15 protein-coding genes are annotated in these 14,819 nt (G+C 59.7%); 14 read left to right on the top strand and 1 reads right to left on the bottom strand.

What is annotated here, in order from left to right:
• Nucleotides 1-227 precede the first annotated feature (227 nt).
• Nucleotides 228-482 (top strand): GIY-YIG nuclease family protein, encoded by a 255-nt coding sequence (locus AC630_RS28975; protein WP_074121946.1) that lies wholly within the window; start codon nt 228-230, stop codon nt 480-482.
• 21 nt (nt 483-503) lie between these two features.
• Here AC630_RS28975 and AC630_RS28970 read toward each other — a convergent pair whose 3' ends face one another.
• Nucleotides 504-962 carry a MarR family winged helix-turn-helix transcriptional regulator gene (locus tag AC630_RS28970; RefSeq protein ID WP_074121864.1) on the bottom strand — a complete coding sequence of 153 codons (459 nt, stop codon included), beginning with the start codon at nt 960-962 and terminating at the stop codon, nt 504-506.
• Nucleotides 963-1,117: 155 nt separating this feature from the next.
• Between AC630_RS28970 and AC630_RS28965 the strand changes: the two genes are divergently transcribed.
• The 13 genes from AC630_RS28965 (at nt 1,118) to AC630_RS28905 (ending at nt 14,246) form a co-directional block, all read left to right on the top strand.
• Nucleotides 1,118-1,543 carry an organic hydroperoxide resistance protein gene (locus tag AC630_RS28965; RefSeq protein WP_074121863.1) on the top strand — a complete coding sequence of 142 codons (426 nt, stop codon included), beginning with the start codon at nt 1,118-1,120 and terminating at the stop codon, nt 1,541-1,543.
• Between the two features lie 215 nt (nt 1,544-1,758).
• Entirely contained in the window at nt 1,759-2,964 is a 1,206-nt protein-coding gene (locus AC630_RS28960) for a CaiB/BaiF CoA transferase family protein (RefSeq protein ID WP_074121862.1), read from the top strand.
• A gap of 223 nt (nt 2,965-3,187) precedes the next feature.
• Nucleotides 3,188-4,504, top strand: a complete 1,317-nt coding sequence (gene ugpB / locus AC630_RS28955) for a sn-glycerol-3-phosphate ABC transporter substrate-binding protein UgpB (protein WP_074121861.1) — start codon at nt 3,188-3,190, stop codon at nt 4,502-4,504.
• A 47-nt stretch (nt 4,505-4,551) separates the two neighbouring features.
• Nucleotides 4,552-5,433, top strand: a complete 882-nt coding sequence (ugpA, locus tag AC630_RS28950) for a sn-glycerol-3-phosphate ABC transporter permease UgpA (protein WP_074121860.1) — start codon at nt 4,552-4,554, stop codon at nt 5,431-5,433.
• Nucleotides 5,433-6,281 (top strand): sn-glycerol-3-phosphate ABC transporter permease UgpE, encoded by an 849-nt coding sequence (gene ugpE / locus AC630_RS28945; protein WP_074121859.1) that lies wholly within the window; start codon nt 5,433-5,435, stop codon nt 6,279-6,281. Before ugpA ends, ugpE begins: the two co-directional genes overlap by 1 nt.
• A 20-nt stretch (nt 6,282-6,301) precedes the next feature.
• Nucleotides 6,302-7,390, top strand: a complete 1,089-nt coding sequence (locus AC630_RS28940; protein ID WP_074121858.1) for a sn-glycerol-3-phosphate import ATP-binding protein UgpC — start codon at nt 6,302-6,304, stop codon at nt 7,388-7,390.
• A 264-nt stretch (nt 7,391-7,654) separates the two neighbouring features.
• Nucleotides 7,655-8,992 (top strand): DUF4365 domain-containing protein, encoded by a 1,338-nt coding sequence (locus AC630_RS28935; RefSeq protein WP_245330550.1) that lies wholly within the window; start codon nt 7,655-7,657, stop codon nt 8,990-8,992.
• Nucleotides 8,989-10,443 (top strand): argonaute/piwi family protein, encoded by a 1,455-nt coding sequence (locus AC630_RS28930; protein ID WP_074121856.1) that lies wholly within the window; start codon nt 8,989-8,991, stop codon nt 10,441-10,443. Before AC630_RS28935 ends, AC630_RS28930 begins: the two co-directional genes overlap by 4 nt.
• Before the next feature lie 52 nt (nt 10,444-10,495).
• Entirely contained in the window at nt 10,496-11,671 is a 1,176-nt protein-coding gene (locus tag AC630_RS28925) for a hypothetical protein (protein WP_074121855.1), read from the top strand.
• A gap of 163 nt (nt 11,672-11,834) precedes the next feature.
• Nucleotides 11,835-12,260 (top strand): Hsp20 family protein, encoded by a 426-nt coding sequence (locus AC630_RS28920; RefSeq protein WP_074121854.1) that lies wholly within the window; start codon nt 11,835-11,837, stop codon nt 12,258-12,260.
• 51 nt (nt 12,261-12,311) lie between these two features.
• The gene (locus tag AC630_RS28915; RefSeq protein WP_074121853.1) at nt 12,312-12,584 is read left to right on the top strand and encodes a BQ00720 family protein; all 273 of its coding nucleotides are present in this window, start codon (nt 12,312-12,314) and stop codon (nt 12,582-12,584) included.
• Between the two features lie 525 nt (nt 12,585-13,109).
• Nucleotides 13,110-13,292 carry a hypothetical protein gene (locus AC630_RS28910; RefSeq protein ID WP_074121852.1) on the top strand — a complete coding sequence of 61 codons (183 nt, stop codon included), beginning with the start codon at nt 13,110-13,112 and terminating at the stop codon, nt 13,290-13,292.
• A 756-nt stretch (nt 13,293-14,048) separates the two neighbouring features.
• On the top strand, nt 14,049-14,246 hold the full coding sequence (locus AC630_RS28905) for a hypothetical protein (RefSeq protein ID WP_074121851.1): 198 nt from the start codon (nt 14,049-14,051) through the stop codon (nt 14,244-14,246).
• Nucleotides 14,247-14,819 lie beyond the last annotated feature (573 nt).

Below are 14,819 nucleotides of genomic sequence, written 5' to 3'. Positions count from 1 at the left end.
GCTGGGCAAGCCAGCCAAGCTCCCTCGTAGCGAGGCGAGCGAAGGCTGTCCCGCCATAGCCCGAAGGGCGAAGGCGGACTCCATCCAAGATCACTGACATCCGCGAGCTTCGGCTGGGGAAGCCCGGGAAGTCCCTCGTGGCGAAACGAGCGAGTGCTGCCACGCCACAGCCCGCAAGGCGACGGCGGCCGCCACATGCTCCTGCGGATTGTCTTCAAGCTGCTATCCTGCCCTCTGGGAGGAAGCAGAATGACGTCTATATCCTCGAAAGCCTCGACTCCGAGCATTTTTACGTCGGCATCACCGACGACTTGCGGGCCCGTTTGGCAAAGCATAACGCCGGCGAGGTACCGCACACGTCTAAATATGGACCTTGGCGAATTCGGACCTATTTCGCATTCGATGACGCGGCACGCGCTGTCGCGTTCGAGCGATATCTGAAATCTGGCTCGGGGCGCGCGTTCGCGAAGAAGCACTTTTAACCACTCAGGCGAGCCTTTCCCCTACTCCCCGATCACCGCATTGAGCCTGTCGCGCAGCGCGACGATTTCGTCCTTCATCGCGACCAGCTCAGGAACCGAGCAGTCCGACGCCGCCAGGATCGACTGCGGGACGCTGCGCGCTTTCTCCTTTAGCGCATGGCCCTGCGGCGTCAGCGCGATCAGCACCTGGCGCTCGTCCTCGCTCGAGCGCGTGCGCTTGACGAGGTGAGCTGCCTCGAGCCGCTTGAGCAGCGGGGTCAGCGTGCCCGAATCCAGAAACAGCTTCTCGCCGATGTCCTTGACCGGCACGTCGTCGCGCTCCCACAGCACCAGCATCACCAGATATTGCGGATAGGTCAGGCCGAGCCGGTCGAGCAACGGCTTGTAGACGCGGTTGAAGGCATGCGCGGCGGAATAGACCGCGAAGCAGATCTGGTTGTCGAGACGAAGCGGGTCCACCGCCGATAATTTCCGAGGCATAGAGAATCTCACGCGATGTCCCCCATTCTGGGGCCGGCCGGCGGCACATTCAATTGCGAACAATTAAATGTGAGGCCCCGCAATTTCAATTGCGCACAATCTAATTGTTTGCGATACAGATCGCACCCGACCCTGAAGACCTGAGGAGACCGACAATGTCCGTAAACGTCCTCTACAAGACCAGCGCCAAGGCAACCGGCGGCCGCGACGGCCATGCTGCGACCCTCGACGGCGCGCTCGACGTCAAGCTCACCACGCCGAAGGAGCTCGGCGGCGGAGGCGGCGCCGGCAACAATCCCGAACAGCTGTTTGCGGCCGGCTATGCCGCCTGCTTCATCGGCGCGATGAAGTTCGTGGCTTCGCAGGGCGGCCCGAAGGTTCCGGCTGACGCCTCCGTCACCTCGACCGTCGGCATCGGCCCGCGCGCGGCCGGCGGCTTCGGTCTCGACATCGATCTCGCCATCTCGCTGCCGGGCCTCGCCCGCGCGGAGGCCGAGACGCTGGTCGAGAAGGCGCACCAGGTGTGCCCCTATTCCAATGCCACCCGCGGCAACGTTGACGTTCGCCTGAAGGTGGTCTGATCCCCAGGTGGATTGGCTGGCCCGAGATCCCCCTCGGGCCGGCCGCTTCTTGGTTTGCCAAGTCTTCATCTGCCAGGTCTTGATCTTCCAAGGCTTGATTTGCCATGCAACGGGATTGCAGCCCGCTGCATGACACCCCACGCAACAAGCCATTGCTGGCGTTTGCAAACCTCGCTAGGCCAGTGATCAACGATCGACACAGGGGAAGCGAAGGCATGAGTTCTGAAGCCGTTTTGGGCGCAATGAGCGGACTGCGCGTCATCGATCTCACGCGCGTGCTCGGCGGCCCCTACTGCACCCAGATCCTCGCCGACCACGGCGCCGACGTGATCAAGGTCGAGCCGCCCGCCGGCGACGAGGTGCGCGACTGGGGCCCCCCCTTCCACGAGGAAGACGCGGCCTATTTCATCGGCATCAACCGCAACAAGCGCTCGATCGGCCTCGACCTCGCCTCCGAGGGCGGCCGCGCCGTGCTGCTCAAGATGCTGGAGACGGCCGACGTCCTGATCGAGAATTTCAAGCCGGGCACGCTGGAGAAATGGGGCATCGGCAACGAGGTACTGCGCGAAAAATTTCCGCGCCTCGTGCATTGCCGGATTTGCGGCTTTGGCGCCGACGGTCCGCGCGGCGGCAATCCCGGCTATGACGCCATCATCCAGGCGATGACCGGCATGATCGCCGCGACCGGCTCGCCCGAGAGCGGGCCGATGCGGATCGGCGTGCCGCTGGTCGACATCACCACCGGCCTCTACGCGGCGATCGGCATCCTGATGGCGCTGTCGGAGCGGCAACGCTCGGGCAAGGGGCAATTCCTCGAGACGACGCTGTACGAGACCGGCCTTGCCATCATGCATCCGCACACGGCGAACTATTTCATGCATGGCAAGCCCCCTAGCCTGACCGGCAACGAGCATCCTAACCTCGTGCCTTACGCGATCTTCCCGACCAAGACCGACAACATCTTCATCGGCGTCGGCAATGACGGCACCTTCCGCAAGCTCGCCAAGGAGATCGGCAAGCCGGAACTCGGCACCGATCCGCGCTTTGCCCGCAACAAGGACCGCATCGCCAATCGCGAAGCGCTGCGCGCCGAGCTCGCCGCCGTGTTCAGCCAGCACGAGGCCGAGCCGCTCTGCAATCGCCTGCTCGCGGCGGGCCTGCCCGCGGGCCCCGTGCAGAAGATCGACCAGGCGTTGACGAACCCGCACACGATCTACCGTGGCGATATTGTCGAGAAGGACTGGTACAAGGGCGTGGCCTCGCCGATCCGGCTCGATCGCAGCAAGCCGAGCCTGCGTCGCCTGCCGCCGAAATTCAGCCAGCACTCCCAGGAGGTGCTGGGCGAGTTCGGTTACTCCAAGGCCGAGATCGACGCGATGGTCGAGAAGGGTACGGTCTGCGGGCCCGAGCGCAAGCGCTAGGGCCCCCTCGCCTTCCACATGCGATGGTAATGCCGCACTGCGGCGCGGGCCCGCATGTGCACCGCGAACGGAGGAGGCTGCCCGCGGCGCCTTCGCCTATTTGACGACTTCCCATTTAGCAGCGCTTGCTGCTTTCGTTTCTCCCGCTTACACAGTCATGTGAACGTCATATGGCGCTGCTAGCGCAAGCGCTTCTTTTTGACGGCCAAGGGAGGTTTACTTGATGGCTCTTCGACACTTTGGGGTGGCTGCCGCTGTTGCAGTAACGGTTGGCATGACGGCTTCGCCGGCGCTGGCCGTGAGCGAGATCCAGTGGTGGCACGCGATGACCGGCGCCAACAACGACGTCATCGTCAAGCTCGCGAACGACTTCAACGCGTCGCAGACCGACTACAAGGTCATCCCGACCTACAAGGGCAACTACGCCGACACGATGAACGCCGGTATCGCGGCCTTCCGCGCCGGCAACGCCCCGCACATCATGCAGGTGTTCGAAGTCGGCACCGCGACCATGATGGCGGCGACCGGCGCCGTGAAGCCCGTCTACAAGCTGATGGCCGAGACCGGCGAGAAGTTCGATCCGAAGGCCTATCTGCCCGCGATCACCGGCTACTACTCGACCTCGAAGGGCGAGATGCTGTCCTTCCCGTTCAACTCGTCGTCGACCGTCATGTGGGTCAACCTCGACGAGCTCAAGAAGGCGAACGTCGAGATCCCGAAGACGTGGCCCGAGACGTTCGCGGCCGCCAAGAAGCTGCACGACAACGGCCATCCGACCTGCGGCTTCTCCGGCTCCTGGGTCACCTGGGTCAATCTCGAGCAGCTCTCCGCCTGGCACAACGTGCCGCTCTCGACCAAGGCCAACGGCCTCGACGGCTTCGACACCAAGCTCGAGTTCAACGGTCCGCTCCAAGTCAAGCATCTCGAGAAGCTGGTCGAGTTGCAGAAGGACAAAACCTACGATTACGCCGGCCGCACCAACACCGGCGAAGGCCGCTTCACCTCGGGTGAGTGCCCGATCTACCTGACCTCGTCGGCCTTCTTCGGCAACGTCAAGGCGCAGGCCAAGTTCGCCTTCAACGCCGTACCGATGCCCTATTATCCGGACGTCAAGGGCGCACCGCAGAACTCGATCATCGGCGGCGCTTCGCTCTGGGTCATGGGCGGCAAGTCGGCCGACGAATACAAGGGCGTCGCGAAGTTCCTGACCTTCCTCTCGGACACCGATCGCCAAGTGTACATCCACAAGGCCTCGGGCTACCTGCCGATCACCAAGGCGGCCTACGCCAAGGCGAAGGAAGAAGGCTTCTACAAGGATCAGCCCTATCTCGAGACCCCGCTGCTCGAACTGACCAACAAGGAGCCGACCGAGAATTCGCGCGGCCTGCGCCTCGGCAACATGGTTCAGCTGCGTGACGTCTGGTCGGAAGAGATTGAGCAGGCGCTCGCCGGCAAGAAGACCGCCAAGCAGGCGCTCGACGCCGCCGTCGAACGCGGCAACACGATGCTGCGGCAGTTCGAAAAGACCGCCGTCAAGTGAGACGATGAGCGGCAGGCCACGAGCCGGCCTGCCGCTCACCTGACATCATGCAAAAGCAGGCCATTTTCCAATCAAGACTGTTGCCCTATGCGCTGGTTGCCCCGCAACTCGCGATCGTCCTGATTTTCTTCTACTGGCCTGCCTTGCAGGCAGTCATCCAGTCCTTCCTGCTCCAGGACGCCTTCGGTCTCTCGACCACCTTTGTCTGGTTCGATAATTACATCGAGCTGCTCAAGGACCCTGCTTATTTCGAGGCGGTCGTCCGGACCTTCTTCTTCTCGTTCGCGATCGCCGTCTCGTCGCTGTCCTTTGCGCTGCTGCTCGCCGTGATGGCGGACAAGCCCCTGCGCGGCTCGATGCTCTACCGTACGCTGCTGATCTGGCCCTATGCGGTCGCGCCGCCGGTCGTCGGCGTGCTCTGGATCTTCATGCTGCATCCTTCACTCGGTGTGCTCTCACGCTATTTGCGAGCGATGGGCATCGACTGGAATCCGCTGCTCGACGGCAATCAGGCCGCAGCGCTGATCATCCTCGCCGCCGCCTGGAAGCAGATCTCCTATAATTTCCTGTTCTTCCTCGCCGGCCTGCAAGCCATCCCCAGAAGCGTGTTCGAGGCCGCCGCAATCGACGGCGCGCGCCCGATGCGGCGGTTCTGGACGGTGACCTTCCCGCTGCTGTCGCCGACCATCTTCTTCCTGCTGGTCGTCAACATCGTCTACGCCTTCTTCGACACGTTCGGCATCATCGACACCATGACCCGCGGCGGCCCGGGAACGTCGACGGTCACGCTGGTCTACAAGGTCTATACCGACGGTCTGCTCGGCGGCAATCTCGGCAGCTCCGCGGCGCAATCGGTGATCCTGATGATCATGGTCATCGTGCTGACGGGAATCCAGTTCCGCTTCGTCGAACGCAAGGTGACCTACTGATGGTCGAGCAAGAGGGCTTCAGGCGCTACGTCGCCCACGTCATCCTCTGGATCGGGATCGCGATCGTCGCGTTCCCCGTCTACATCGCGATCGTCGCCTCGACCCAGGACAACGCGCTGATCGCGAACGGGCAGATGTCGCTGCTGCCGGGCGGCCATTTCTTCGAGGTCTACTACCAGACCATCTTCGTCGGCACGAGCGGCTCGACCCGCGAGCCGGTCGGCAACATGATGCTGAACTCGCTGGTGATGGCTCTGGCGATCGCCGTCGGCAAGATCGCGATCTCGATCATCTCGGCCTATGCGATCGTGTATTTCCGCTTTCCGTTCCGGATGCCGATCTTCTGGATCATCTTCATCACGTTGATGCTGCCGGTCGAGGTGCGCATCTATCCGACCTACAAGATCGTCGCCGACCTGCATATGCTCGACAGCTATGCGGGCCTCGCCCTGCCGCTGATCGCCTCAGCCACCGCAACGCTTCTGTTCCGGCAGTTCTTCATGACCGTGCCGGACGAGCTGTTGGAAGCCTCGCGCATCGATGGCGCCGGCCCCCTGCGCTTCTTCTGGGATACGCTGTTGCCGCTGTCGCGCACCAACATGGCGGCGCTGTTCGTGATTCTCTTCATCCTCGGCTGGAATCAGTATCTCTGGCCGCTGCTGATCACCACGCGCGACGACATGCAGACCATCCAGATCGGCATCCGCAAGATGATCACCACCACCGACGCGCTGACCGAATGGCCGATCGTGATGGCAACCGCCGTGCTCGCGATGCTGCCGCCGGTGTTCGTGGTCGTCGCCATGCAGAAATTGTTCGTGCGCGGCCTGGTCGAGACGGAAAAGTAGGTTCCTGGAAGTGAGTTTTCATGGCTAACGTCACCCTGCGCAACGTCCGCAAGACCTATACCGGCGGCTTCGAGGCCATCAAGGGCGTCGATGTCGACGTCGCCGACGGCCAGTTCTGCGTGCTGGTCGGACCGAGCGGCTGCGGCAAATCGACATTGCTGCGCATGGTCGCGGGGCTCGAGACCGTCACCGGCGGCGAGATCGACATCGGCGGCCGCGTCGTCAACCAGGTCGAGCCCGCCGATCGCGACATCGCGATGGTGTTCCAGAACTACGCGCTCTATCCGCATATGAGCGTCTACAACAACATGGCTTACGGTCTGCGCAACCGCGGCATGGCGGAAGCCGAGATCAAGACCCGCGTCGAGGAAGCCGCGCGCGTGCTCGAGCTCTCGTCGATGCTCGAACGCAAGCCGCGCCAGCTCTCAGGCGGCCAGCGCCAGCGCGTCGCCATGGGCCGCGCCATCGTGCGCCAGCCGAAAGTGTTCTTGTTCGACGAGCCGCTCTCCAATCTCGACGCCAAGCTGCGCATCGCGATGCGGGTCGAGATCCGCAAATTGCAGCGCCGGCTCAACACGACGTCGATCTACGTCACGCACGACCAGCTCGAGGCGATGACGCTCGCCGATATCCTGGTGGTGATGAATGGCGGCCAGGTCGAGCAGGTCGGCAATCCCCTTGCGATCTACGAGAAGCCGGCGACGACCTTCGTCGCGTCCTTCATCGGCGCGCCGCCGATGAATCTGATGTCGACGCGCCCCGAGGAGATCAGATCGCAGCTCGCCGGTAGCGGCGCGGCCGACGCCGGCATCCTCGGCATCCGCCCCGAGGACTTCGTCATCACCGACCAGACCCCGGCCGGCGGCGTCGCATTGCCGCTCACCGTCGAAGCGATCGAGCGCGTCGGCGCCGAGACTTTCGTCTACGGCTCGCGCCAGGAGGACGAGCAGCGTGTCGCCGCCACCCCGGGCGAGCTGCCGCCCGGCGAGGTCATCGTCCGCATTCCCGGAACCGAAGCCCCCGCCATCGGCCAGAAGATCCGCGTCGCCGCGGTGCGCCAAAAGCTGCACCTTTTCAGCGGCGACGGGCGGACGCGGATCGAGGCCTGACCGGTTCCGCGGGACCGCCAGACAAAAAACGCGAAAACAACCCCATGCACAGTCGCCGGCGCAAAGCCTGATTCGCGCAGGAATCATAACAAGATCATTGCCTTAACTGGCGTCAGCTGCGCCAAGGCATTTTTCCGCGGATTAGTGGGACAACCTTATAGCGATTGAGGACAAGCAGGAGCGAATCGCTGAAGTTAGAGTCGGGTTAAGGGCCTTCGCTAACACCGAATTTGTTCAAAAGGTGCGCTTAACGCCGTTCCTCAATTGTTCTATTTTTCGCCAATGACGAAGACTATTACTTCCAGCCAGCTCTTGGGAGAGATCGGCGAAACCGCGGTACGGCTGCGCTTTCTCAACATGGGCTTTCAGTTCGACGGCCGTTCACGTCTTGAGGCCGGCGTTGATGGCATTGCTGAGGTCATGGACAAAGGTAAGCCTTTGGCCCGAATGATTGCCGTGCAGGTCAAAGCAACAGAGTCATCGCACTACGCCTCGGAAGACGAAGCTGGTTTTAGTTATCTATTGCGCCCTGCTGATTTGGCTTACTGGCAAGGTTCCAACCTCCCGATCATCATCGTGCTCTACCGCAAATCGGATGAGTCTTACTTCTGGAAGGAAGTAGGCAGCGATATCAAAGAGGAAGAGCGCAGACTTCAGTTCGACAAGATGCGCGACGTTCTGGATCCGAATGCAGTGGATCGCCTCGCTGCCCTTACCGTACCAAAGGCCGGGTTCGGCTACTACGTTCCACCGATCGGCGGCGGCGAAGAAGCGCTGGTGAATATTCTGCCAGTGAAATTGCCGCCTGAAGTATTTGTCTCCTCTACGCCGCACACACCGAAGAGGGCAGCCGCGATCCTCCTAGACGGTGACGGAGCGCGCTTTGATTGGGTAATTAAGGGCGGAACATTCTGGTCGTTTAGCGATCCCCGAGAGACGGTTTGCAAAGACATTGTCGACCTTGATCAGGTGGAAGCCATCGAAACGTCCTTGCTTGCTTTTCACGAAGATCACGACGAACAGAACAACTTTGCGTTCTTGCTACGCAAGACTTTCGACCATCAAGTCCGCAACGAATTGCGCTGGAGTAAGGATCGCAAGCTGTTTTACGTCCGCGCCCCGGCTGAGAATACGTCGCGCTCATTTTCATACGAAGCATCGAAGAAAAGAGCGTCTACTGAAGTAGTCAATGTCGCAGAGAGCAAAACGGACAAAGCCAAAATTGAGTTTGTCCGGCACCATGCGTTCATTCCGCGATTCGAGCGGCTCTATGATCAATGGTACTTGGTGATCAATCCGACATACTTCTTCACCACAAATGGCTTCATTCCTCACTCGTATCCCGCTGCGTTGCTGGCAGGTAAGAAGCGCTTAGACAACAGCGCTTCCCTGCGAGGTCAAGTCGTAATGTGGCACCGTTTCCTGAGCCAATCTGAGCAGGATGAAAGCAATCTTTTTGCGAAAGCCACGACAGAGCCAAGTCTGAAGTTTGGCCAGCCTCCGACAGTTGCCCTGGCTACACGTGTACCCGAGGATGTTTGGGGTTCGCAAAAGAAACCCCCGAATGCGATAGACGATGCGCAGGAGCTGTTGTTCGAATGAAGTTTGAAACAAAGATCTTCGATGAACCGCAGCTCGAATTCGGCGATAAGCATCATCATCCTGATCCGCGGCTAGGCTTGTTCGAAGCAGGCCCACTGCAAACTCCTCTAGGAGATGTGATCAAGATAGCGGTAATTGGCAGCTCAAAAACCGTGGAAGACGCGAAGGAGTTTCTTACTGACGCTGCGGCCGGATTTGCGGGCAAGGGTGAGAAACATCCGAACATGCATCCAGACTTCCCCGGCTTGGGAAATCGGAATCCGTTCCGTTGCAAATTCGAGATCGCCGATGGAGCAACTGTAGCGATCGCTCAATCCAAGATCGACAAGATCAGGAAGGAACCACATCACGGCAAGGCCGTCGAAATGGCGGTAGATGAAATCGTGAAGCAGCTAGAGACGCTCGACGAAAGCAGCCATCGACCACACGTTGCGATCGTCGCCCTGCCGGTCGAATTGATCGAGCGTGTATGGAATGCAAAGGTTGATTCCAAGTCGACGACTGAGAAAGATGATAGTGGGGGCTCGGACGCGCCTGATTTTCGCGGCATGCTCAAAGCGAAGGCTATGGGGCTGAGCTTCCCGATTCAGATTGCTTGGGAAGACGTGTTCGACGAGACAGCGAAAATCCCCCTTAAAGTCAAAGAGAGCCGCGCCAGAAAGATCCAGGATCAAGCGGCACGAACTTGGAACCTACTCACAACACTGTACTACAAGGGGACAGGCCGCATTCCATGGCGGAAGATGCCGCAGGATGGTGAATTCACGGCTTGCTATATCGGCATCAGTTTCTATCGCGAGGTGGGCGGACAGCAGCTCTTCACAAGCGCTGCCCAGATGTTCGACGAAAGAGGCCGCGGGTTTATTCTCAAGGGAAAGCGAGCGGAAACCGAGAGCAGAGGTCGCCACCCTTATATGACGCGGGAAGACGCCCACGAACTGATTAGAGATGCGCTCTCCGCATATAGGAATCACCACAAACACTACCCGGCGCGCGTCATCGTTCTCAAAACGTCACAGTTCCGCGATGAAGAGGCAGAAGGAATTTTTGAAGCTCTCGACGAAGCGGGAGCGGAGCTTCGCGATCTAGTTTGGGTTCAGGAATCCTATTCCGTCAAAGTGCTGCGCGATGGAAACTATCCTGTAATGAGGGGCACGTTCGTGGAGTTGGACGGTAAGGGTCTGCTCTACACAAATGGAAGTATCCCTTACTACGGCACGTACCCCGGACTTTACGATCCGCGCCCCTTGCTGCTTTGCCCGTATGAAGGCAGCGACAGTACGATCGTGCAAATCGCGAGCGAGGTTCTGTCTTTGACAAAGGTGAATTGGAACTCCACGCAGATGAATCAGAAGTTGCCGATTCCGATCAGAGCGGCGCGGGCGGTGGGTGAGGTACTTAAATATGTGACCGATCAAAGGGTAAGTTCTGACTATGCGCGATATATCTAGACACCCGCATCACACAGCGGTCTTCGCTTAATTTGCACGGAGATTGCCGTCGATGTCTCTGTTCGAAGCAAAGCACAGAACGCGTCAGGAGCCCAAGAAACAGGGAGAGAGCGACTTCGCTTTTTATGATTCCTGCGCGTGGCCGGAGATCGAGACGTATCGGCAGCTATTGAACAAGTGGATCAACGAATTTCCTGAACCTGAGCGGGCTGAAATGATTGCCCGCATGAGAGACAGCGATAGCTCGTACTATCAGGCTGCGCTCGCCGAGCTGATGATGCATGCGACACTTGTGAAACTCGGCTACAAGGTCGAGATTCATCCCGACTCGCCGCACCCGACCCGCAAGCCCGATTTCCTCATCAAGACCGAAGGCGGCGCTGCTGTCGCATATCTCGAAGTGACGACCTTCGGGCCTACAAACGAAACGGTCGGAATGAATAACCGGGAAGCAACGATTTACAATGCGATCGACAAGACCAAGCTCCCGGCCGGCTTCAGGCTTAGCTACGACATGACAGCCCGTGGCACCACAAGTCCGAACGTCGGCAAGCTATGCGCCGAGATCGAGAAATGGGCGGCCGAATCGGGGCAGAATGATCCGGAGGTCATGCCTGCCAAGACCTTCGCTGCGGACGATTGGCAGATCGAGTTAACACTGGTCGGCGGCTTCAAAGAGGACGTTGTACCGGAGCGGTCCATCGGTAGCGCAATGGGCGAAGTGCGCGAAGTAAAAGCCGACGCCGAAATCCGTGCAGCCTTAAAGAAGAAGGGCAGCCGATACGGAGACTTCGCTCATCCCTACATCGTGGCCGTCGTCGACTGTGAAGGCGAACTCGCGGGTGGCGACTCAAACGCTGATAACTTCATCGAAGCCGTCCATGGCACGGTCTACACCGAAGTACGGACGTTCGCTGACGGAGCTATTGAGACCGAGGACAAGAGACGAAACAATGGATATTGGGGCCGCCCGGGAAGCCCTCAACATCCGAACGTCAGCGCTGCAATCCTTTTGCCGCGCCCGCATCTCTGGGATCTACGGCAAGATCGGTGGCAACCCCTCATCATGCGTCATCCATGGGCGACGCATCCGCTGTCCGATGATGTGTTGCCGCTTCCCGGCTGGAAGCTCGACGAGGAAGGGAACTTTTCGCCGGTTGAAGGCACCCGTTTGGCTGACATGCTCGGACTTCCCGATCCTTGGCCGCCTGAAACCGAGGCTGAGTAGGGCTGCAGGGGTCCCGCGGAGGCCCTGCCCCGGCATGCCGCCATCCACAGCCCCCCGGCTAGGTGCTTGAACCCACACGGGGATATGACCATATTGTTGACCAAGGGGTGCCGATCAGGGCCCTGAAATGCCAAAGTCGCTTTCCGCGAGGACTTTGTAAACTATGTCTCGTGTTCCCACGCTTTCCAGTCCGTTCCTTCTGGGCTTCGATGAGATTGAGCGCGTGCTCGATCGCGTCGTCAAAGGTGCCGACGGCTACCCTCCCTACAATATCGAGAGGTGCGACCGTTCGGACGGCCAGCCCGAACGCTTGCGCATCACGCTGGCGGTCGCCGGATTCACCCGCGACCAACTCGATGTAACCATTGAGGAAAACCAGCTCGTGATTCGCGGGCGGCAGCACGACGACAAAACCCGGCAATATATCCATCGCGGCATCGCCGCGCGCCACTTCCAGCGCACCTTCGTGCTGGCGGAGGGGATGCTGGTGCTGGGTGCGGATCTGAAGAACGGGTTGTTGTCGATCGATCTCGCCCGGCCGGAACCGGAAAGGATCGTTAAGACAATTGCTATCAATGAGCACGAATAATGGAACGAGTAGCGGACTCGACCGCTTAGTTTCGAGACAGGAGTCGAGACCATGAGTGAAGGTCATGTTGCGTTCGAATACGAAGCCAAGAACGTCTCGCCCGAGACGCTGGCAACCCTTGGCGAAGGCCACATCGCCTATGTGAAGCAGATCCGCTCCGAGGACGTGCCGGGCCTGTTTCCCGAAGCGCCGACAATCGCGCCGGGCTTGAAACTCTTCGCGCTCCACGCCGCCGACGGCACGCCGATCATGCTGACCGACAGCCGCGAAGCCGCGATCGCAAACGCCTGGAGCAACGAGCTGCAAGCCGTCAGCGTGCACTGACGCAACACGCGCTGATCAAGCGCAGCAATCGAATTTCAAGCGGGCATGCTCTCGTGCGAGAGCATGCCCGTTTTGCGTTTGTCTGTATAATCAGCCCGGCTGATCGAACCGAAGGTGATCAAGGACGTCCGAACGCGACGACGAGCACGTTCGTCGTGGACAAGATGCCCAGCCCAGCGGTCGAGACATAGTGGCCGCGCAAGCAAACTCGCCATTGGCAGGGGTTCTAGGGCGTGTACTCGGAAATTCGCCACGTCCGCATTAGCTCCAATAGCGGCCGAAGAGCGAATATCGATTCATGTCGGGGATGGGCCAGCAGCGGTCATTCCGCAACCGCGTAGATGAGTACTGCCCTCACCGGGAGGCGAGGCTGCGCATCGGGTGAAGCGGGTACGGACGCCGCAAGCCATTTGAAGCGTCTCGCCTTTACGTTTTCGGTACACAGGCTTGACCTTGACGCCCCCCGCGTCGCAAGTTTCGGGGCGCCGCGCGCGGCTCGCGCCCAACAGGCCGGATCGATCTTTCATGGCATTCGTGCAGTTCACGCAACCGGACGATCAACCCATCGTCATCAACACGGATAGGATCGTGACCGCCACACCACTGCCCGACGGGCAAGGCACGCGCATCACCTTCAACGACGGTGGCCATCAGGACGTGAAGCAACTCATTACTGAAGTGCTGCGGCAGTTGAACATAAGCGCGTAGGCTCAGGACATCGCCGCCTGGGGCAACCCTTCCGCCGATCAAGTGAAATCGTGCACTTTCTTGAGTGCTGCCCAAGGTCGCAGATGGGTCATTGAACAAGCAAAACGGCCTCAGTGCGCGCATATCTGAGGCCGTTTGAGACCTCCCGCCGGGCATTGAGCAAAATGTCGACCGGTCAGTGGCTTGGCTTTCGGAGATAGGATCGCCGATTGCTGAGGACCAAGACCAGCCCAGGTGAATCGTTCCGTCCCAATCTGAAATATTTCGCGTCCTGATCGCACCGCGGATGGCGCGCAGGCCCTGTTTTGACACTTGAATCGCTCTGGAACCACTAATTCAGCAACCGAACACGAATTAACTGGCTATTTGGTTTGATCGGGATCCATATGGCTCCATCACCGCTGCATCACGGGCATCCACCGGTGACAGAGAGTGTTGCGCTCCCGCCTATTCGATGGGGAGGCATCATATGCCCCAATCTCAGCGCATGTCATCCGCCATTCCGCCGGTTGCACTTGGGCGCCCCGCCTGTCCGAAGTGCAAGGCCGAGATGATGCTTACCAGCATCGAGCCAGCACGCCCAGGCGTCGACTTGCATACGTTTCAATGTGCTGTCTGCAATCACGTAGTTGCGGCGCGTAGTTAAGTGTAAACACAAAATGGCAGATTGGGCCTCGAGCTCCCGGGAAACTCCGATGCGACTTTCGAGCCACCGACAAAAAACTGCGCAGTAAGCAAACGCAAAAGGAGGAGGAAATGAGGGATTACACATACGGACGGAAGGTGCCCACCGCGGCCGAGCGTGAGGCACGAAAAGCCTTCAAGGAGGCGGACGTCAAGGTGGCGATGGGCGCGTATGAACGCACTCAAAAGGCGTTCCATGCAAACCACGAGCGGTTAAAGGCGGAGCGATTGGCTCGCGACGCCGAAGCAGCGCGGAAGCTCAAAACCTAATCGGAGGCTTTCGGTCGAATCTGAGTAGATCCTCGAACCTGTTAGGCTGATATATCTTGCCGTACTCGTCGGTGATCTGCACCTGCCTCCTGCCCCAACTAGGATGCGAGCTTTCGCAACCGCCAGCATTGGACTGACGTGGCGCGCAACGACGGTTTCCCGTCCTCCTTCCTCGCATGAATGCTGAACGTCATCGCATCCTCAAAAGAGAAAGGCCGGCGCGCGTTACGCCGCCCTGCAGGACTATTAGCTGCAACCACTGATGGCTCGGCACGGCCTAGTCATACGTTGGTCGGTATCAATCCCTCAGCGAAAGCATAGATGCGTGCTCTCGACACCTCGTCCCTCTCACCATTGGTGTGTGACAGTCACACTGTCCTTCACAACGGCTACGTCACTGCAAGCGTCGATTCGGTGTCACGACTGGAATGACCAATGTCTCAATTGGGTCTTGGCTGTGTGAAAACGCCGAGGCGCTTGATGGCGATAGAAGAAGCTATTCGTCCACGACCTTCTTAGCCCCCAAACTCGCAAGCGCGACCAACTTAAAGCACGAAATGAAGAATGTAATTC

Source organism: Bradyrhizobium sp. AS23.2, assembly GCF_001908185.1.
Taxonomy (GTDB): Bacteria; Pseudomonadota; Alphaproteobacteria; order Rhizobiales; family Xanthobacteraceae; genus Bradyrhizobium.
This window is presented reverse-complemented; position numbering and strand designations above follow the sequence as displayed.